Consider the following 20,112-nt stretch of genomic DNA (forward strand, 5'->3'; position numbering starts at 1 on the left):
CGGCGCTGGCCGCCGACCCCAAATCGCTGGCAGGCAAGGTGCTGCGGATCGAGCAGCCGACCACCGTGGGTCAGGCGCCGCCGACGACGGCGCTGTCCGGGGTGGGCGCCGGCGGCGGCCTGTGCACCGACCCGGTGGACGGCTCACTGTATGTCGCCGACCGCACCCCGACGGCAGATCGGTTGCAGCGCATCACCAAAACGTCGGATGTGTCCACGGTGTGGACGTGGCCGGACAAGCCGGGCGTGGCCGGATGCGCGGCGATGGACGGGACCGTGCTGGTCAACCTGATCAACACCAAGCTGACTGTGGCGGTCCGGCTGGCGCCGGCCACCGGCGCGGTCACCGGCGAGCCCGACGTCGTCCGCAAGGACACCCACGCGCATGCGTGGGCGCTGCGCATGTCGCCGGATGGAAACGTCTGGGGCGCAACGGTTAACAAGACGGCTGGGGACGCCGAGAAGCTGGACGACGTGGTGTTCCCGCTCTTCCCGCAGGGCGGCGGATTCCCGCGCAACAGCGACGACAAGAGCTGACGGGCGCGCCGTCGTGATGACGGTCGACTAACCCCGGCTAGCCCTGGCCGCAGGCGGCCAACACCAATTCGCGCACCCGGGCGGCGTCGGCCTGGCCGCGGGTAGCCTTCATCACCGCGCCGACGATCGCGCCGGCTGCGGCCACCTTGCCGCCGCGAATCTTTTCCGCCACATCGGGATTGGCGGCCAGCGCCTCGTCGACGGCGGCCTGCGTCACCGAGTCGTCGCGCACCAGCGCCAAACCGCGGGCGGTCATCACCTGCTCGGGCTCTCCCTCGCCGGCCAGCACACCCTCGACGACCTGACGGGCCAGCTTGGTGGACAGCTTGCCTTCGTCGACCAGCGCCACCACCGCGGCGACCTGGGCGGGCGTGATGGTCAGCTCGTCCAGCGCCACGTTGGCCTCGTTGGCCTTCTGCATCAGGAAGTTTCCCCACCAGGCGCGCGCCTGCTCGCTGGACGCGCCGTGCTCGATGGTCGCGGTGACCAGTTCGATCGCACCGGCGTTGACCAGGTCACGCATCACCTCGTCGGAGATGCCCCACTCGTCCTGAATACGCTTGCGGCTCAACCACGGCAGCTCGGGGATGGTCTGACGCAGTCGCTCGACCAGCTCGCGGCTGGGCGCGACGGGCTCCAGGTCAGGCTCGGGGAAATACCGGTAGTCCTCGGCCGTCTCTTTGGTGCGGCCCGGGCTGGTGTAACCGCCGGCCTCGTGAAAGTGCCTGGTTTCCTGAATGATTCGACCGCCGGATGCCAAGACCGCGGCTTGGCGTTGCATTTCGTAACGCACCGCGACTTCAACGCTTTTCAGCGAGTTGACGTTCTTGGTTTCGGTCCGGGTGCCGAACTCCGTGGCACCGGCCGGTTTGAGCGACACGTTGGAATCACACCGCATCGAGCCCTGGTCCATCCGGACGTCGGATACGTCCAGCGCGCGCAACAGGTCTCGTAACGCCGTCACGTAGGCGCGGGCGATCTGTGGCGCCCGGGCCCCGGCGCCCTCGATGGGCTTGGTGACGATTTCGATCAGCGGCACGCCGGCGCGGTTGTAGTCGATCAACGATGTGGTCGCGCCGTGGATACGGCCGGTCTCGCTGCCGATGTGGGTGAGCTTGCCGGTGTCCTCCTCCATGTGCGCGCGCTCGATCTCGACCCGCCAGGTGGTGCCGTCCTCCAGCGGTGCCTCGAGGTAACCGTTGATGGCGATGGGCTCGTCGTATTGCGAAATCTGGTAGTTCTTCGGTTGGTCCGGGTAGAAGTAGTTCTTCCGGGCGAAGCGGCACCAGGGCACGATCTCGCAGTTCAGTGCCAAACCAATGCGAATGGCCGACTCGACCGCGTTCTGGTTGAGGACCGGCAGCGAGCCGGGCAGGCCGAGGCACACCGGGCAGACCTGGGTGTTGGGTTCGGCGCCGAATGCGGTCGTGCAGCCGCAGAACATCTTGGTGACGGTGGACAGTTCGACGTGCACCTCGAGGCCGAGTACCGGATCGAAGCGCGCGATGACGTCGTCGTAGTCCATCAGATCGGCGCTGGCGGCAACACTCATGCGCTCGATCCTAGTGGTGATCGCGAGCGCGGCGGAGCCGGGCGAAGCGGGTCACCACCGATCAACACCGTGGTGATCGCGAGCGCGGCGGAGCCGGGCGAAGCGGGTCACCACCGCGGCGGCTGTCTCAGCCGGTGCGCGGTGATCGCGCTACCGGGAATTGGTCGCGCTGCCCTCCCCGGCCCGGGAACATGTCGGCCAGCACGGCCGCCATCTCCAGATAACTGCGCCTGCTCTTTTTGCTCAGCCGGTCCAGCGCGATCTTTCGCCCATCGTGCACGTGCCGGTCGAACGGCAGCACCACGGTGGCGCCGACGCGGGCGGACAGCCGGTCGAGTTCGGTGACGGCGACGCCGTCGACCTTGGCCGGCTCGACGTGGTTGACGGCGAGCACTGTCCACTGCATCAACGATTCGTACCCGTTGTGGCACAACCACTCCAGCGTCGCACGTGTCTTGCGTACCGCATCGATGGCGGTGCTGGTGACCACCACCAGGGCGCGGGATTCCGGTAGAACGGCGTCCATCACACCGGAATTGAGCGTTTTGACACAGTCGACCAAAACCAACGAGTACTGGTTTCGCAGCATCGAGAAGGCCCGCAGCATGTCGTGGCGCTCCAGACGCCAGTCGGAGTCCGGCAACCCGAGCACTTCCAGCCCGAAGCCGTTCATATACGTCAGCGCGCGGATGTCCTCGTATTGCGCCGCCGGCTCGCCGCGCAGCAGGTCGGCCATGCTATGCGGGTTGCGCCGGCCGTGGCGCTCCGCCAAGTCTCCGGCGTCGATATCGAGGGCAAGCACCCGGTCGCGGCGCACTGCGGCGAACGTCGAGCCCAGTGCCTCCACCACCGTCGTCTTGCCGACCCCACCCTTGAGGTTGAGCACGGCGATCGGAAAGGCGCCGCCCACCGTCGCGCGGATGCGCTGCCGCAGCTCGTTCTCGTAGGCCGTGTTTTTGCCCGGGCCGATCTCGATCCCGGTGACGCGATGGAGCAGCTGTCGCCAGTTGAACCCGGCGGTGTCCGTGTCGTGCGCGTCGAAGCGGTCCAGTGCCGTCGCGCCCAGCATCGGCTCGGGCCGAGGCGGGGGTGGCACCCGTGGGGGTGGCGGCGGCGCGGCCGGCGGAGGTTGGGGCGGGCCGGCCACGGGCTGATTCGGGCCGTGGGACTGCGGGACGGTGGTGGCTGCGGGGTCGCCGTTCGCGCGCCGCCCGCGCGGCCCGGGCATCGGATTCGGCGGGCCCGGTGGTCTCGCCGCTGTTGCGGATTGCTGAACGAATCCGCGAATCGCGCCGCGGTTGCTCATACTCCCGGTATAACCCCGAAGGACCGGTCCGGAAACCACCAAAGTGCCGCAATTGCGAACCACCTGGATCATTTGCGGGCAAATTCAAGCCGCGGTTCACTCAGATCCACCGGTTGTTTGCCCGGCGGCGCTTGCTAACCGAAGAATGCCGCGGCGTCGTCGTAGCGACTTTCCGGCACCAGCTTGAGCTGGCGCACCGCGTCCGCCAACGGCACCCGGCCGATGTCCTGCCCGCGCAGCGACACCATCTGGCCGTATTCGCCGGCATGCGCGGCGTCGGCCGCATTCACCCCGAACCGGGTGGCAAGCACCCGATCGTAGGCCGTCGGAGTGCCACCTCGCTGGACGTGGCCCAGCACGGTCACCCGGACGTCCTTGTTGATCCGCTTCTCCACTTCGGCGCCGAGCTGGGCCGCCACCCCGGTGAACTTCTCGTGGCCGAACTCGTCGATCCCGCCTTCCCGCAACGCAATCGATCCGGGAATGGGCTTGGCGCCCTCGGCGACTACGCAGATGAAATGCGAATCTCCGCGCTGGAAGCGCCTTTTGACCAGCCGGCAGACCTCTTCGACGTCGAAGGGCTGCTCGGGGATCAGGGTCATGTGCGCGCCGGAAGCGAGGCCCGCGTTCAACGCGATCCAGCCGGCGTGGCGGCCCATCACCTCGACCAGCATCACCCGCTGGTGCGATTCGGCGGTGCTGTGCAGCCGGTCGATGGCATCGGTGGCGACGGTCAAGGCGGTGTCGTGGCCGAAAGTCACGTCGGTGCAATCGATGTCGTTGTCGATGGTCTTCGGCACACCGACCACGGGCACGTTCTCCTCCGAGAGCCAGTGCGCGGCCGTCAACGTGCCTTCCCCTCCGATCGGGATCAGCACGTCGATCCCGTTGTCGTCCAGGGTCTGCTTGATCTGGTTCAGGCCGGCCCGCAGCTTTTCCGGGTGTACGCGGGCGGTGCCCAGCATGGTTCCGCCCTTGGCCAGCAGGCGATCGTTGCGGTCGTCGTTCTGCAGCTGGACGCGCCGGTTCTCCAGCAGTCCGCGCCACCCGTCCTGGAACCCGACCACCGACGAGCCGTACCGGGAGTCGCACGTTCGCACCACTGCCCGGATGACCGCGTTGAGGCCGGGGCAGTCGCCGCCTCCGGTGAGCACTCCGATCCGCATCCCCTCATCTTGCCCGCGGCGGCGGCTTCATGGCGCGAGCAAGCGCAAAATCGCCCGGGAACCCGGGCGTGGGGTGTCCTAGATCGCCGACGGCAGGGATCCGCGGGCCGCCTCGTAGGCGGCACCGACCCGATACAGCCGGTCGTCGGCCAGGGCGGGCGCCATGATCTGCAGGCCGACCGGAAGGCCGTCGTCCGGCGACAGACCGGCCGGCACCGACATGCCGCAGTGCCCGGCCAGATTCAGCGGCAGCGTGCACAGGTCGAACAGATACATCGCCAGCGGATCGTCGACCTTCTCGCCCAGCCGGAACGCCGTCGTCGGGGTCGCGGGCGACACCACCACATCCACGGAGCGATACGCCTCGTCCAGGTCGCGGGCGATCAGGGTGCGCACCTTCTGGGCCTGGTTGTAATACGCGTCGTAATAACCGGCCGACAGCGCGTAGGTGCCGATCATGATGCGTCGCTTGACCTCCGGCCCGAAACCGGCGGCGCGCGTCATCGCCATCACTTCCTCGGCGCTGTGGCTGCCGTCGTCACCGACCCGCAGCCCGTAGCGCATCGCGTCGAAGCGGGCCAGGTTGCTCGACACCTCCGACGGCAGGATCAGGTAGTAGGCGGCCAGCGCGTACTCGAAGTGCGGGCAGTCGACCTGGCTCACCTCGGCGCCCAGGGCGGTCAGCTGCTCGACGGCGGCCTCGAACGCGGTCAGCACCCCGGGCTGGTAGCCCTCGCCGCGCAGCTGCTTGACCACTCCGACGCGCACACCCTTGAGGTCACCGGTCGCGCCGGCCTTCGCGGCGGCGACGACGTCGGGGACCGCCGCCTTCACCGACGTGGAGTCCAGGGTGTCGTGTCCGGCGATCACGTGATGCAACAGCGCGGTGTCCAGCACCGTGCGCGCGCACGGGCCCCCCTGATCCAGCGACGACGCGCACGCCACCAGGCCGTAGCGCGACACCGTGCCGTAGGTGGGCTTGACGCCGACGGTCGACGTGAGTGCCGCGGGCTGGCGGATGGAGCCGCCGGTGTCGGACCCGATCGCCAGCGGCGCCTGGAACGCGGCAAGCGCGGCGGCGCTGCCGCCCCCGGAGCCGCCGGGCACCCGGTCGACGTCCCACGGATTACGGGTCGGGCCGTAGGCGGAGTTCTCGGTCGAGCTGCCCATCGCGAACTCGTCCATGTTGGTCTTGCCCAGGATCGGAATTCCGGCGGCGCGCAGCCGCGAGGTGACGGTGGCGTCGTACGGCGAACGCCAGCCCTCCAGGATCTTGGACCCGCAGGTGGTGGGCATATCGACCGTGGTGAAGACGTCCTTGAGCGCCAGCGGCACCCCGGCCAGCGGCGACGGCAGCCGCTCCCCGGCCGCCACCGCCTCGTCGACGACGGCGGCCGCGCCCAGCGCCTCGTCGGCCGCCACGTGCAGGAAGGCGTGGTAGCGGTCGTCGGTCGCCTGGATCTGGTCCAAGCACGCCTGGGTGACCTCGACCGACGACACCTCCTTGGCGGCGATCCGGGCGGCCAGCGCGGCGGCGTCGGACCGGATGATCTCGTTCACTCGCTGTCCCCGAGGATCTGCGGAACCGCGAAGCGGCCATCGACGGCGGCGGGCGCCTCGGCCAGCGCCTCGGCCTGGGTCAGGCACGGTGTCGACTCGTCCGGCCGGGTGACGTTGACGTCCTTGAGCGGGTTGTCGGTCGCTTCGACGCCGGTGACATCGACCGCCTGCACCTGACTGACGTGGGTCAGGATTGCGCCGAGCTGGCCGGCGAAGCTGTCGAGTTCGCTGTCGGTCAGCGCCAGCCGGGACAGCCGGGCCAGGTGCGCTACCTCGTCACGGGAGATCTGGGACACGACTGGAAAGCCTAGCCGCGAAGGTGCGGGCCGCTACACGCCGTTGGCCATCGCCCGCCGGGCCGATCCGAAATGCCGCTGACGCATCCCTGTGCAACAGTGTTGGCCGTGCCCTCCTATCTGTTGCGCATCGAGCTCGTCGACCGGCCGGGCAGCCTGGGGTCGCTGGCCGTCGCGCTCGGTTCGGTGGGAGCCGACATCTTGTCGCTCGACGTCGTGGACCGCAGCGCGGGTTACGCGACCGACGACCTGGTGATCGAACTGCCGCCGGGGGCCATGCCGGACACGCTGATCACCGCCGCGGAGTCCCTGTCCGGTGTCCGGGTGGACAGCGTGCGCCCGCACACCGGTCTACTGGAGGCGCACCGCGAGCTCGAGCTCCTCGACCACGTCGCCGCGGCCGAGGGCAAGGCGGCGCGACTGCAGGTCCTCGCCAACGGGGCGCCCAAGGTGCTGCGCGTCAGTTGGTGCACGGTGCTGCGCAGCTCGGGCGGCGAGCTACAGCGCCTGGCCGGCAGTCCGGGCGCGCCGGAGACCAAGGCGGACTCGGCCCCGTGGCTTCCGCTGGAGCGGGCCGCGACGCTGGACAGCACCGCCGAGTGGGTGCCGAAGGCATGGCGCGATATGGACGTGACGATGGTCGCGGCCCCGTTGGGCGACCCGCACACCGCGGTGGTGCTCGGCCGGCCCGGCCCAGAATTCCGGCCCTCGGAGGTCGCCCGGTTGGGCTACCTCGCCGGCATCGTCGCCACCATGCTGCGTTAGCGCGGCAGTAACTGCATCGAGTTATGTTGGGCTACAACGAATTTTGCTGTGATTAACGGCGATCAGAGAGTCGCGCTGTGGCGTCGGGCAGACGCCCTTTCAAGGCAGCAATCCTGAGCAGCTGAATGGTCAAGTTCGTGGCACCCAACATGGGGAACAACCCGATATAGATCCGCAGGGATCTGATTCCATGCAGTTCAATGGTACTGAAAACAATGAAGCATCCGATGGTGAAAACGGCGGCCGGGATCGAGTAGGCCATCAAGGATCGACGATCAGCGATCGTTTGCGCCGCAAAATCCAATTCATCCTTCGACATCGGTTCGCCCCTGCGCAATTTACCCAGGACCTTTCTGGCGGCCCCGATTTCTTCGCTGACCGGCGTGGGCGCACGCCCCAGAAGCCGCCTTACGTAACCAAAGACAAAGGCGGCGAACACCAATTCGGCCACACCGGCGAGCACCGCCAAATAACCAAACAGGCCCAAGTCCATTCACTCCTTTACGAACAAGACCCGTTGCGTTGCCGACGGACCGGATGCGAGTGCGTGTCGGCTCCCTGTCAGGCACGCGATCGGCTTGCAGCCGAAGGCGATTCGGGCGCCACCGCGGGATCTCCGTCCTCCCAGAGCAACAGTTGACGAACCGCTTGACGCGAACCATACGGGCGAAGCATCGTGCTGGCCGGGCGTGGGCGCACGCGTTGGGGCCACCAGAACCAGCGCCCCAGTAACACGGCGACGGACGGTGTCATGAATGACCGCACGATCAGGGTGTCGAACAGCAGCCCCAAGGCGATCGTCGTTCCGATCTGACCGAGTACCAATAAGGAGGCGGACACGAACGAGGCCATGGTGAAGGCGAACACCAGGCCCGCAGAGGTCACCACCGCCCCGCTGCCTGCCATGGCGCGAATGATGCCCGTCTTCAAGCCGGCGTGAATTTCCTCCCTGAACCGGGAGATCAACAGCAGGTTGTAGTCGGATCCCACCGCCAGCAGGATGATGACGGACAGCGCCAGGCAAATCCAGTACAACTTGATACCCAGGATGTCCTGCCACAGCAGTACGGAAAGCCCGAAAGAGGCGCCCAGCGAAAGCGCCACCGTGCCAACGATGACGATCGCGGCGACCAGACTCCGGGTGATGATCACCATGATGAGCAGAATCAGGCTCAGCGCGGCTATGCCCGCGATCATGAGATCGTATTTGGCGCCGTCGGCGATGTCCTTGTAGGTTGCGGCCGTGCCGGCGAGATAAATGTTGGAGTCCCCCAAAGGGGTGTTCTTCACGGCCTGTTTGGCCGCGTTCCTGATCGGGTCGATGTGCGAGATGCCCTCGGGGGTCGCGGGATCACCCTCGTGGGAGATGATCATGCGTGCGGCCTTGCCGTCCGGCGAGAGGAATAACTTCAGACCCCTTTTGAACTCGGGATTGTTGAAAGCCTCAGGGGGCAGGTAGAAGGAATCGTCGTTCTTGGCCGCGTCATAAGCCTGCCCCAGGGCGGTCGCGGTGTCGGTATTCGCCTGCGTGGCAGCGTTGATCCCGAAATTCGTGGCGTAGTTGGACAGCGTCAGGCCGAGGTTCTTCTCCTGGTCGAGGATCTGCGGTGGCAACAGAGTCACCAACTTCTGCTGGCCCGCATCCAACTTGTCCAGGCTCGCGGTGAGCTTTTCGAACTGCGCGCTGAGCTGATCAATGCCGTCGAGCGCGTCGAAGACGGACCTGAACGCGAAGCAGGCCGGGATGTCGAAACAGTGCTTTTCCCAATAGAAGTAACTGCGAACCGGCCGCAAGAAGTCGTCGAAATTCGCGATCTTATCCCGCAGGTCGTTGATGATGGCGATCGTATCGTGAAAGCTTTGGGTCTCGTCGTGCGTCGAGGCGGCGAGCTGTTTCTGCAGCGCGTACTGCTGGTGCAAGATGTTGATCGTATCTCTCAGATTGTCGGCCTGCTTGAGCAAATCCTGCGCCCGTTCTTTCTGATAATGCAGGTTTTCGATGTTGCCGATGCTGCCTGCGCTGATCTGAAAAGCCAACGAGGTGTGTTCAATCGGGGTCCCCAAAGGCCTGGTCATGGATTGGACCTGGGAGATACCCGGGAGGTGGGCGATCGCTTTGGCCACCCTTTCCAGGTTGATCATGTCGGCCGGGTTCCGCATATCGTGATCGGTTTCGATCATCAACAGTTCGGGATTGAGCCGGGCTTGGGAAAAATGCCGCTCCGCCGCCGCGTACCCGGTATTGGCCGGGGCACTGGCCGGCATGTAAGGCCGAGCATCGTAATTCGTCTTGTACCCGGGCAAAGCGAGCAGACCGATGAGGGCCACCCCGGTCGCCACCACCAGGATGGGGCCGGGCCAGCGGACGATCGCGGTGCCGATGCGCCGCCAGCCCCGAGTCGCCATCTGGCGCTTCGGGTCGAACAGCCCGAAAAGACTGCCCACGGTGATCACCGCCGGGGCCAGGCTGAGGGCGGCCATCAGTGCGACCCCGATGCCTATTGCGGCCGGAATGCCCAGGCTTTGAAAATAATTCAGCCTCGTGAATCGCAGGCAGAGCACCGCGCCGGCGACGGTCAGACCCGAACCCAATACCACGTGTGTCGTCCCGCGATACATGGTGTAAAAAGCTGTTTCGCGGTCCTGCCCGTCATGCCGCGCCTCGTGATAGCGGCCGACGAAAAAGATCGCATAGTCGGTGCCGGCTGCGATGACGAGCAGCGTGAGCAGATTCGTCGCATAGGTCGAGAGCCCGATCAATCCGACGCTTCCCAGAAACGCGACAATTCCCCGGGCCGCAGCCATTTCAACGATGACTGTGACCAGCACGAAAACCGCTGTGACGGAACGGTAAACCCAAAACAACATCGCCAGGATCACCAGCACGGTGATCACGGTCACCTTGAAGATACCTTTGCTGCCCACTTCGAATTGATCCGTGACCAGCGGGGCCGCGCCGGTCACGTAGGCCTTCACCCCGGGCGGTGCGGGCGTATGCGCCACGATCTCGCGGATAGCGTCGACGGACGCGTTGGCCAGTGCATCGCCCTGGTTGCCGGCAAGGTACACCTGAACGTATGCGGCCTTGCCGTCTTTGCTCTGTGAGCCCGCCGCCGTCAGCGGATCCCCCCAGAAGTCCTGCACGTGCTCCACGTGTTTGGTGTCGTGCTCTAGCTTGCGGACCAGAGCGTCGTAAAACCGATGGGCATCATCGCCCAGCGGCTTATCGCCTTCTAAAACGATCATGGCCGCACTGTCGGAATCGAATTCGTGAAACACTTTGCCGATGTGTTGCATCGCCTGAAACGACGGCGCGGCTGGGGTATTCAGAGACACGTTGTGCGCTTTGGCCACGTCCTCCAGATTCGGTACGGCGATATTCGAGACGGCTGCCAGCGCGACCCACAGCAACAGGATCGGCACGGAAAATCGACGAATAGCTTGCGCCAGAGCGGGTTTCGGGGATTGATCGTCACTCATGCGGACTTCACCAGGCAAAAGGTATAGGCATTCACTTGGTTGACGATCCTTTCGTCCTTGACGTCACCATCCACCGTGATGCGGCAGCCAAGGGAATTGCTGTCGCCCTGCGCCACAAGGTTGCTGAAGGCTCCGGGCTGTGTCGTCACCATGGTCAGCGACCACGGCAGGGCCGCGTCCAACACTTGACGCGGCTGCACATTGATGTCCACGTAGTTGATGGTCGCTACCGCTCCGGGGTCGCCGAAGACCTCGAGGGTGATGTGCTTGGGACTGAACGGTTCGGTCTGTTCGGAGACGCCACTGGCCGCCGACGTGTTGTTATGAGAGCCGAAGACGCCGTGAAGTCGGTACACGCAGAACCCCGCGACGGCCACCACGACGACAGCGACCAGCACCATCCATCCCCGCCTGACCAGGGACGCTATCGAAAAGCCTTTCACCCGTTAGCCTTTCGAATTTCGGGCGACAGGTTCACGCTCGGGGCGAGCGCGGCTGTCAACATCATAAGCATGATCGACAGGTATTGACAGTACGGTACGGGACCGTACTCTACAAGAGGCGCGCAGATATATATTTCCGGCCGGAAGCCGGCCCGGACATGCGGCGTCGTTACCCGGCGGACCTGGTCAGACCCGGGATGAGGAACCCATCGACAAGCGCTTGCACGGTGCGGCGGGTGGGTGGCCGTTCGGGGATGATGCACCGGAAGATGAGGTAGCCGGGCAACAGGTCCCAAAGCTCGTCGCTGAGAGCGTCTTTGGCGATCTCGCCGCGGTCGACCGCCTGCCGCAGAACGTACTGGATAAGGGCTTTGCGCTGGTCGAGGAACTGATGCTGCAGGGCGTCGTGGAGCCCACGGTGGCGCGAGACCTCGACCATCACCGCACGGATGGTGCTGGCGTGCTTGCCACCCTCCTGGCAGATCGCCTCCCCCAAACTCAGCAGGTCGCCACGCAACGTGCCGGTGTTCGGCGGGACCGCCACCTGGCGGACGCCTTCGATGAAGGCCGCCAGCACCAGTTCGGCTTTGGACGGCCAGCGTCGGTAGACCGTGGCCTTGCTGGCGCGCGCGGCGTTGGCCACCGCGTCCACCGTCAGCTGGTCATAGCCGTGTTCCTGCAGCAGCGACAGGGTCACGGCCAATATCTCGGCCTCGCGCGGCGACCACGGCGACGCGTGCTCGCACCGGTCGGCCGTCTGGGTCATAGAGCCCACGATAGAGCCGGTGGGGCGGTGCGGACCAGTTTCGGTGCAGTCGGGCCCCACGAATGTGAATTCGTCAGTGCGAGGACATCAGCGCGCGTTCGACATCGGCGAGCAGGTCGTCGGTGTCTTCGATGCCCAGCGAGATGCGCGCGAATCCGTCGGGGACCGGGTCTCCCCAGCGGGCACGGCGGTCCACCGAGGTGTGCAGGCCCCCGAAACTCGTGGATGCGATCAGCAGTTCGCTGCGGTCCACCAGCGCGTGCACCGCGGCCGCGTCGGCCAGTTCGATGGAGACCAGCGCCCCGAATCGGCGCATCTGGGCCATGGCCACCGGATGCGCCGGGTCATCGACCAATCCCGGGTAGCGCACCGACCGCACCGCCGGGTGGCGGGCCAGCATGGTCGCCAGCGCCCGAGCGTTCTGGCATTGCCGTTCGAAGCGCAGTCCGGCAGTTGCCATGCTGCGCAACAGAAGCCACGCCTCGAACCCGCCCAGGATCGCGCCGGCGAGCAGGCGGTGTCGCTCCACCGCGGCCAGCAACTCGGGCTGGCTGGTGGCGACGTAGCCGGCCAGCAGGTCACCGTGACCGGACAGGGCCTTGGTCGCACTGGCCACCACCGCGTCGGCGCCCAACGACAGCGGTTGCTGACCCAGGGGCGTCGCGGCGGTGTTGTCGACGACCAAGCGCGCGTTGCGGTCCCGGCAGATGCCGGCCAGCCGGTGCACGTCGATCACGTCCAACGCCGGGTTGGTGGGCGTTTCGGCCAGCACCACGTCGGCGTGCGCGGCGGCGTCGTAGATCTGCGCGCTCGACGCCTCGACGACCGTCACGCCAACGGTCACCAGGTCTTCGCGAGCGTAGCGGCGCACCTGGTAGTAGCCGTCGGCCGGCACCACCACCGTCGATCCGGGCGTCGCCAGCGCGCGCAGCACTGCGCTGATGGCCGCCATCCCCGAGCCGAACACCCGCGCGCCGGTGGCTCCCTCCAGTTCGGCGAGCGCCGACTCCAGTTGCCGCCAGGTCGGATTGGAGCCGCGGCCGTAGTTGTCCAAGGAACTCGTCTCGTCGGCGGCCAGGTGATAGGTGGCGGCAAGCACCGCTTGCGGCGCCACCGGTTGACCCGAAATCGCCTTGATATCAATGGCTTTGAGGCTCCGGGTGGAGTCACCGCACCGGCTGCTCATCGGCTCACTGCGCCGGGGTTTCGGGCGGGCCCTCGTCCAGCAGCCTCCGGAAGCCGTCCTCATCGAGGACGGGCACCCCCAGCTCGATCGCCTTGTCGTACTTGGACCCCGGCGAATCGCCGGCCACGACGTAGTCGGTCTTCTTCGACACCGAGCCGGCGGCCTTGCCCCCGCGCGTCAGGATCGCCTCCTTGGCTTCGTCGCGAGAAAAACCGCCGAGCGACCCGGTGACCACCACCGTCAGCCCCTCCAGCGTCCGCTGCACACTGGTGTCGCGCTCGTCAGCCATCCGCACACCGGCCGCGCGCCACTTCTCGACGATGGCGCAATGCCAGTCGACGGTGAACCATTCGGTGAGCGCCGCCGCGATCGTCGGTCCCACGCCCTCCACCGCGGCCAGCCGCTCGGTCGATGCCGACATGATCGAGTCCAGATCGCCGAACTCGGTCGCCAGGGCGCGCGCGGCCGTCGGCCCGACGTGCCGGATCGACAACGCGACCAGGACCCGCCACAGCGCCACCTTCTTGGCCTTGTCCAAGTTGTCGAGCAACCGTTTGCCGTTGGCGGACAGGGCGCCGGCCTTCGTCCGGAACAGCTCGGTGCGCAACAGGTCGTCCTCGGTGAGCGTGAACAGGTCGCCCTCGTCGGCGATCACCTCGGCCTTGAGCAGGGCGATGGCCGCTTCGTAACCGAGACCCTCGATGTCGAACGCGCCGCGCCCGGCGACGTGAAACACCCGCTCCCGCAACTGCGCCGGACACGACCGGGCATTGGGGCAGCGGATGTCGGCGTCACCCTCCTTGGCCGGCGCCAGCGTGGTGCCGCACTCGGGACACGCGGTGGGCATGACGAATTCGCGTTCGGAGCCGTCGCGCAGGTCGACGACGGGACCGAGCACCTCCGGGATCACGTCGCCGGCCTTGCGGATCATCACGGTGTCGCCGATCAGCACGCCCTTGCGTTTCACCTCGGCGGCGTTGTGCAGCGTGGCCAGCCCCACCGTCGACCCGGCCACCTTCACCGGCGTCATGAAGGCGAACGGGGTGACGCGTCCGGTGCGCCCGACGTTGACGCGGATGTCGAGCAGCTTGGTCTGCGCCTCCTGCGGCGGGTACTTGTAGGCGACGGCCCAGCGCGGCGCGCGGGAGGTGGTGCCGAGCCGGCGCTGCAGCGCGACGTCGTCGACTTTGACTACCACGCCATCGATTTCGTGCTCGAGATCGTAGCGGTGCTCACCCCAGTAGCCGATCCGTTCCTCCACGGCGTCGAGGCCGCGCACCCGCGCGGTCTGTTCGGCCACGGGCAGCCCCCAGGCGTTCAGTGCGGTGTAGGCCTCGTGCTGGGTCTTGGGTGCGAACCCCTCGGTGCGGCCGATGCCGTGGCAGATCATCCGCAGCTTGCGCCGGGCGGTGACGGCCGGGTTCTTCTGACGCAGCGACCCCGCGGCGCTGTTGCGCGGGTTGGCGAACGGCGCCTTGCCGTCTTCGACCAGGCTGGCATTGAGAGCCTCGAAATCGGAGAGCAGAAAGAACGCCTCGCCGCGCACCTCGAGCAGGGCGGGAATCGGGAAGTCCTTGCTGGCGGACAACCGCTCGGGGACGTCGTCGATGGTGCGCGCGTTGAGCGTCACGTCCTCGCCGACCCGGCCGTCGCCCCGGGTCGCGGCGCGCTCCAGCCGGCCGTCGCGGTACACCAGCGCCAGTGCGACCCCGTCGATCTTGAGTTCGCACAGGTAGTACGGCTCCTTGCCGACCTCGTTCTCGACGCGGTTGCTCCAGGCCACCAGCTCGTCGCGATCGAAGACATCGTCGAGACTCAGCATCCGTTCCAGGTGCTGCGCCTCGGCGAACTCGGTGGCAAAACCCGCCCCGCCGACCAGCTGGCTCGGGGAATCGGCCACCCGCAGCTCGGGGTGACGTTCCTCCAGCGCGAGAAGCTCGTTGAACATCGCGTCGAAGTCCGCGTCCGAGATGATCGGGGCGTCCTTGATGTAGTAGCGGAACTGGTGTTCACGGACCTCTTCGGCGAGGTCCTGCCACCGCCGGCGAACCTCGGGCGATACCGAATCAGCTTCTGCTGCGCTCACCTTGGCAGGCTATCCGAGGACACCGACGCGAAACCGGGCGCGCTCAGTCCTCGGCTTCGTCCTCCACGAAGGCGCGCAACCGATCCACCGCGGCATCCCACCGCCGGGACAGCTGGCTCAGGTAGTCGCTGGCCGACGCCAGGGGCTGGGTCTGCACCGTCCAGACCCGCTCGCGACCCCGCCGGCTGCTGGTCACCAGCCCGACGGACTCCAGCAGCTGCAGATGCTTGCTGGCCGCCTGCCGGGTGACCGGGATGACGCTGGTGACCTGCGATGTGGAACTGGGCCCCTCGTCGCAGAGCCGCACGATGATGCGCAGCCGGTTGGGATCGCCCAGCGCGTCGAAGAGCGGCGCGTCGACGGCGACGTTCATACCCGGACGCCTTCGATGTACTTGCGCACCAGCGTGGTCTGGATCGCCCAGCCCTCGCCGTTGGCCTCGAACGCTCCCCCGCGGCGCGCCTCGGGAATGGCCTCGAAACCGGATTCGGTGATGGTCAGCAGCACGCCGTCGGGCTGCTCGGACAGGATGAACTCGACGAGCGTGGTCGGCTCGTGGTCGTAGTCGACGTCCGGGTCGATCGCGAACGGATGCCAGCGATAGGCGAACCGGCGCCGCGGCTCGAGGGCGACGATCTGCCAGGTGCTGCGCACCCCGGCGTGCGCCTCCTGACGCTTGGCGACCTCACCGTCGACGACGGTCGGGCTGATCGCCGCCGTCACCGACGCCCCGGCGACGAACGGCCCGTCGAAGCGCACCCCGAACCAGCGGCCGAACTCCTCGGCGTCGCTGATGGCCCGCCACACCCGCTCCAGCGGCGCGCGCAGCACCACGTGCTTCTCGATCTTCATATGCAACCTCCTGGTTGCCTATCACTTCAGCACAGCGCGCCCGGAAGCGCAACCTTTCGGTTGCCTATCCGATGGCGTCGGGATCCTCGGCGAACATCTCGGCCGCCTTGCGGGCCAGCTCGATCGCGGTCCGCGCCCACGCCGGCGTCGCACCGGCCAGACCACACGCGGGCGTGACGCCGATGCGGTCGCGCAGCGCCGAACGGGCGAAGCCGAGGCGATCGGTCACCGCGACCACCGCGGCGGCCACCTCCTCCGCCGACGGCCGGCGCGGCGGGGCGTTGCCGGCGACCACCCCCAGCGCGACGGTGCGGCCGGACTCCACGAACTCGGCGACACCATCCAGGTCGGCCGCGCTCAGCGACCCCGCATCCACCGAGATTGCTCGAAAAGCACTGCGCTGCAACAGATCCCACGGCAGGCCGGGGGCACAGCAGTGCACCAGCACCTCACCGTCCACCGTTCGGGCGCAGGCGTCGAGCAGGCCCGCGGCCACCTCCTCGTCGATCGGCGCCACCGGGCTCAGCGCGGTCACCCCGCTCAGGCCGCCGCCCAGGGCCTTTACCAGCGACGGCTCGTCGAACTGCACCACCACCTCCGCCTCGAGCCGGCGCGCCAGTCCCGCACGATGCGCGGAGACGCCCTCGGCCAGCGACGCCGCCAGGTCGCGCAGCGCCCCGGGGTCGGTGATCGCCCGGTGGCCGTTGGACAGCTCGACCTCGGCGGCCAGCGTGATCGGGCCCGGCGCCTGCACCTTGACCACCCGGCCCTGGTTGCGCAGGCCGGCGGCCTCCCAGGCCTCCTCCAGCGCGTCCATATCCTCGTCGAGCAGGCTGACGGCGCGGCGGGTGACCGCACCGGGCCGCGCAGCCAGCCGGTAGCCGCGCGGCACCGTGTCGATGGCCACGTCGATCAGTAGCGCGCCGGCCCGCCCGAGCATGTCGGCACCCACTCCGCGCGCGGGCAGCTCGACGATGTGCGCCAGCGCGCCCGCGAGTTCACCCACGACGACTTCGGCGGCTTGGCGCGCGGCGATGCCGGGCCACGATCCGACACCGCTGGCGTTGGCAAAGGGATGGGTGAAAACACTCACCGGGCAACCGTATTCGACGTCGCACCACCCGCCGGTCGGCAGGGGTCTGTGTGCCGCGGGACGGCGCGGGTAGGTTCAACGCCAAAGGGGTGCGAAATCGTGTCGCAGAAGGCGAAATCGGCGTGGCTACCGGTGGTGTGCGCGGTGGTGGCGCTGGTGGCGGCGTGCACCCGGGTGGTGGACGGGGCGGCCGTGGCGGGATCGGGCGCCAACCGCAGGGTGGTGCACGGCGTCGACGTCGACACGATCCTGCTGGACCAGTCGCGGATGCGCGCGATCACCGGCGCCGGCGATCATCTGACCATCATCCCGTCGATGGACGGCACCAGCCCGGTGGACATCGACGCGCTGGCCGAGACCGCGCCGCGCGAGTGCCGGTTCATCTACGCCGAGACCGCGACCTTCGGGCTCGACCTCGAGGCGTTTCACAAGACGACGTTTCAGGACCCGCCCGACGGCGCGCTGATCTCCGAAGGCGCCGCGGCCTACCGCGACGCCGACACCGCCCGGCGCGCCTTCGGCACCCTGGTCGGCACCGTCGGCGACTGCGCGAACGGCTCAAGCGGCCAGCTCTACGTCGGCGACTGGAATGCCGACGCCACCTCGCTGCACCTGCGGCCGGGTGGGTGCGGCCGCGACTACCGGATCCTGTCGGTGGCGATGCTGGAGGTCACCTTCTGCGGCTTCGCGCAATCGGTGTCCGACATCGTGATGACGAATATCTCCGCGAACATGCCGCGGTAGCCCGGCTTCAGCGGGCGGTGCCGGCGATGGTGGCGCTGCCGAGCACCTCGTCACCGTCGGGATCGGGCCGGTACAGCACCAGCGTCTGGCCGCGGGCCACGCCGCGCATCGGCGCGCGCAGCCGCACCACGAGCTCGTCGTTGACCAGTTCGGCTATCGCGTCGGCTGTTTCGCCGTGCGCGCGCACCTGAACCGCGCACTCCATCGGGCCGGACGGCGTGACACCCGAGGTGAAAATCGGTGTTCGCCCGATCATTTCGCGTATCTCGAGGTCGGCCGCCTCGCCGACGTGCACGGTCGAAGTCTCGGCGTCGATCGCGGTCACGTAACGCGGGCGGCCATCCGGTCCCGGCCCGGCGATGCCGAGCCCCTTGCGCTGCCCGACGGTGAACCCGTGCACGCCGTCATGCTCGGCCAGCACGGTGCCGTCCGCGTTGACCACGGCACCGCGGCGCACCCCGATGCGCTCGCCCAAGAAGGCACGGGTGTTGCCCGACGGGATGAAGCAGATGTCATGGCTGTCCGGCTTTTCCGCGACGGTCAGGCCACGCCGGGCGGCTTCGGCCCGAATCTGCGGCTTGGGGGTGTCCCCGATCGGGAAGGCCGCGTGGCGCAGCTGCTCGGCGCTCAGGACCGCCAGCACGTAGGACTGGTCCTTGTCGTGATCGACGGCGCGGCGCAGCCGGCCATTCGAGAGCCGGGCGTAGTGGCCGGTGGCCACCGTGTCGAACCCGAGCGCGACGGCTTTCGCGGACAGCGCCGAGAACTTGATCTTCTGATTGCACACCACGCACGGGTTGGGGGTTTCGCCGCGCGCGTATGACGACACGAATTCGTCGATGACGTCTGCCTTGAACCTCTCCGCGAAATCCCAGACGTAGAACGGGATTCCGAGCACATCCGCGACGCGGCGCGCGTCGGAGGCGTCTTCCTTCGAGCAGCACCCGCGCGAGCCGGTGCGCAGCGTGCCGGGCGCGCTGGACAGCGCCAGGTGCACGCCGACGACGTCGTGCCCGGCGTCGACCATCCGGGCGGCGGCGACCGACGAGTCGACGCCACCGCTCATCGCAGCAAGCACCCTCACTTACGACGCCCCCGCGGCGGCCAGTGCGGCGCGACGGGCGCGGTCCACCGCCCCGGGCAGTACCCGCAGCACCGCATCGACGTCGGCGTCGACACTGGTGTGTCCCAACGAGAGTCGCAAAGACCCCCGGGCGCTGGTCGCGTCGGCGCCCATCGCGATCAGCACATGCGAGGGCTGCGCAACGCCGGCGGTGCACGCCGACCCCGTCGAGCACTCGATTCCGTTGGCGTCCAACAGCATCAGCAGCGCATCGCCCTCGCAGCCGCGGAATGTGAAGTGCGCGTTACCAGGCAGGCGCAGCGGATCCCGGGCCCCGTTGAGTGTGACGTCCTCGATGCCGCCCAGCACCCCGTCGACCAGCCGGTCACGCAACGCCCGCAGCCGGGCGCTGTTGACCTCGAGCCCGTCGACCGAGATCCGGGCCGCCGCCGCCATTCCGACCGCCCCGGCGACATCGGCGGTGCCCGAGCGGATGTCGCGCTCCTGCCCGCCGCCGTGCGCGAGCGGCACGCAGGCGACGTCGCGGCGCAGCAGCAGCGCGCCCACCGCGGGCGGCCCGCCGAACTTGTGCGCGGTCACGCTCATCGCCGACAAACCGCTGGCGGCGAAATCGACCGGCAGCTGCCCGACCGCCTGAACGGCGTCGCTGTGCATCGGGACGCCGAATTCGGCCGCGACGGCCGCGAGTTCGGCGGCCGGCATCACGGTGCCGACCTCGTTGTTGGCCCACATCACCGAGACCAGCGCGACGTCGTCGTGGCTTGTGAGCACCTCGCGCAGCGCCGCCGCCGACACCGACCCGTCGGCGGCGGTCGGAAGCCAGGTGACCTCGGCGCCCTCGTGCTCGACGAGCCAGTTCACCGAGTCCAGCACGGCATGGTGTTCGACCTCAGTGGTGACGATGCGCCGGTGTCGCGGCTCGGCGTCGCGGCGGGCCCAGTAGATGCCCTTGACCGCCAGGTTGTCGCTCTCGGTGCCGCCGGCGGTGAAGATGACCTCCGAGGGGCGTGCGCCCAGCCGGTCGGCGATCAGCTCGCGCGACTCCTCGATGCGGCGCCGCGCCGCGCGGCCGCTGGTGTGCAGCGAGGACGCATTGCCGACCGTGCCCAGCACAGCCGTCATCGCCTCGACGGCGGCGGGGTGCATCGGGGTGGTGGCGGCGTGATCCAGGTAGACCATGACGCGACCCACGATACC

Annotated in this window: 18 protein-coding genes and 1 pseudogene; 3 read left to right on the top strand and 16 right to left on the bottom strand. The window is 67.9% G+C overall.

Annotated features, from left to right (window positions below; translation table 11 throughout):
* Positions 1-536: pseudogene (locus tag A5708_RS03420) on the top strand (sorbosone dehydrogenase family protein); the annotation flags it as partial.
* Between the two features lie 37 nt (positions 537-573).
* Here A5708_RS03420 and gatB read toward each other — a convergent pair.
* From gatB to gatC, 5 genes are all read right to left on the bottom strand, one after another.
* Entirely contained in the window at positions 574-2,088 is a 1,515-nt protein-coding gene (gene gatB, locus A5708_RS03425) for an Asp-tRNA(Asn)/Glu-tRNA(Gln) amidotransferase subunit GatB (protein ID WP_065027278.1), read from the bottom strand.
* 127 nt (positions 2,089-2,215) lie between these two features.
* Positions 2,216-3,235, bottom strand: coding sequence for a MinD/ParA family ATP-binding protein (locus A5708_RS03430; protein WP_231117804.1), 1,020 nt, complete (start codon positions 3,233-3,235; stop codon positions 2,216-2,218).
* A 293-nt stretch (positions 3,236-3,528) separates the two neighbouring features.
* Entirely contained in the window at positions 3,529-4,560 is a 1,032-nt protein-coding gene (locus A5708_RS03435) for an ATP-dependent 6-phosphofructokinase (RefSeq protein ID WP_065027280.1), read from the bottom strand.
* 78 nt (positions 4,561-4,638) lie between these two features.
* Entirely contained in the window at positions 4,639-6,120 is a 1,482-nt protein-coding gene (gene gatA, locus A5708_RS03440) for an Asp-tRNA(Asn)/Glu-tRNA(Gln) amidotransferase subunit GatA (RefSeq protein ID WP_065027281.1), read from the bottom strand.
* The gene (gene gatC, locus A5708_RS03445; protein WP_064950317.1) at positions 6,117-6,416 is read right to left on the bottom strand and encodes an Asp-tRNA(Asn)/Glu-tRNA(Gln) amidotransferase subunit GatC; all 300 of its coding nucleotides are present in this window, start codon (positions 6,414-6,416) and stop codon (positions 6,117-6,119) included. The genes gatA and gatC overlap by 4 nt, the downstream gene beginning before the upstream one ends.
* 108 nt (positions 6,417-6,524) lie before the next feature.
* On the opposite strand from gatC, the gene A5708_RS03450 reads away from it, so the two are divergent.
* Positions 6,525-7,181 (top strand): amino acid-binding protein, encoded by a 657-nt coding sequence (locus A5708_RS03450; protein WP_155765871.1) that lies wholly within the window; start codon positions 6,525-6,527, stop codon positions 7,179-7,181.
* Positions 7,182-7,233: 52 nt separating this feature from the next.
* Here the strand turns inward: A5708_RS03450 and A5708_RS03455 are convergent, their stop codons facing one another.
* The 9 genes from A5708_RS03455 to A5708_RS03495 form a co-directional block, all read right to left on the bottom strand.
* On the bottom strand, positions 7,234-7,668 hold the full coding sequence (locus A5708_RS03455; RefSeq protein WP_081292804.1) for a hypothetical protein: 435 nt from the start codon (positions 7,666-7,668) through the stop codon (positions 7,234-7,236).
* 74 nt (positions 7,669-7,742) lie between these two features.
* Positions 7,743-10,661 carry an RND family transporter gene (locus tag A5708_RS03460; RefSeq protein WP_065027284.1) on the bottom strand — a complete coding sequence of 973 codons (2,919 nt, stop codon included), beginning with the start codon at positions 10,659-10,661 and terminating at the stop codon, positions 7,743-7,745.
* Entirely contained in the window at positions 10,658-11,062 is a 405-nt protein-coding gene (locus A5708_RS03465; RefSeq protein ID WP_065027285.1) for an MmpS family transport accessory protein, read from the bottom strand. The genes A5708_RS03460 and A5708_RS03465 overlap by 4 nt, the downstream gene beginning before the upstream one ends.
* A gap of 211 nt (positions 11,063-11,273) precedes the next feature.
* Positions 11,274-11,882, bottom strand: a complete 609-nt coding sequence (locus A5708_RS03470; protein ID WP_155765873.1) for a TetR/AcrR family transcriptional regulator — start codon at positions 11,880-11,882, stop codon at positions 11,274-11,276.
* A gap of 61 nt (positions 11,883-11,943) precedes the next feature.
* A complete protein-coding gene (locus A5708_RS03475; RefSeq protein WP_065027287.1) occupies positions 11,944-13,056 on the bottom strand; it encodes a cystathionine gamma-lyase in 1,113 nt (370 codons plus the stop codon).
* 4 nt (positions 13,057-13,060) lie between these two features.
* Positions 13,061-15,142, bottom strand: coding sequence for an NAD-dependent DNA ligase LigA (gene ligA, locus A5708_RS03480; protein ID WP_065027288.1), 2,082 nt, complete (start codon positions 15,140-15,142; stop codon positions 13,061-13,063).
* A gap of 43 nt (positions 15,143-15,185) precedes the next feature.
* Positions 15,186-15,515 (bottom strand): ArsR/SmtB family transcription factor, encoded by a 330-nt coding sequence (locus A5708_RS03485; RefSeq protein ID WP_065027289.1) that lies wholly within the window; start codon positions 15,513-15,515, stop codon positions 15,186-15,188.
* Positions 15,512-15,994 (bottom strand): SRPBCC family protein, encoded by a 483-nt coding sequence (locus A5708_RS03490; protein WP_065027290.1) that lies wholly within the window; start codon positions 15,992-15,994, stop codon positions 15,512-15,514. The genes A5708_RS03485 and A5708_RS03490 overlap by 4 nt, the downstream gene beginning before the upstream one ends.
* Positions 15,995-16,058: 64 nt before the next feature.
* Positions 16,059-17,087 carry a methionine synthase gene (locus A5708_RS03495; protein WP_065027291.1) on the bottom strand — a complete coding sequence of 343 codons (1,029 nt, stop codon included), beginning with the start codon at positions 17,085-17,087 and terminating at the stop codon, positions 16,059-16,061.
* A gap of 99 nt (positions 17,088-17,186) precedes the next feature.
* Between A5708_RS03495 and A5708_RS03500 the strand changes: the two genes are divergently transcribed.
* On the top strand, positions 17,187-17,831 hold the full coding sequence (locus A5708_RS03500) for a sensor domain-containing protein (RefSeq protein ID WP_196772523.1): 645 nt from the start codon (positions 17,187-17,189) through the stop codon (positions 17,829-17,831).
* Between the two features lie 7 nt (positions 17,832-17,838).
* Here A5708_RS03500 and mnmA read toward each other — a convergent pair whose 3' ends face one another.
* Positions 17,839-18,915, bottom strand: coding sequence for a tRNA 2-thiouridine(34) synthase MnmA (gene mnmA, locus A5708_RS03505; protein WP_065027292.1), 1,077 nt, complete (start codon positions 18,913-18,915; stop codon positions 17,839-17,841).
* Positions 18,916-20,094 carry a cysteine desulfurase family protein gene (locus A5708_RS03510; protein ID WP_065027293.1) on the bottom strand — a complete coding sequence of 393 codons (1,179 nt, stop codon included), beginning with the start codon at positions 20,092-20,094 and terminating at the stop codon, positions 18,916-18,918.
* Positions 20,095-20,112: the final 18 nt, after the last annotated feature.

Origin of the sequence: Mycobacterium colombiense, assembly GCF_001672755.1 — a bacterium.
GTDB lineage: Bacteria > Actinomycetota > Actinomycetes > Mycobacteriales > Mycobacteriaceae > Mycobacterium > Mycobacterium colombiense_C.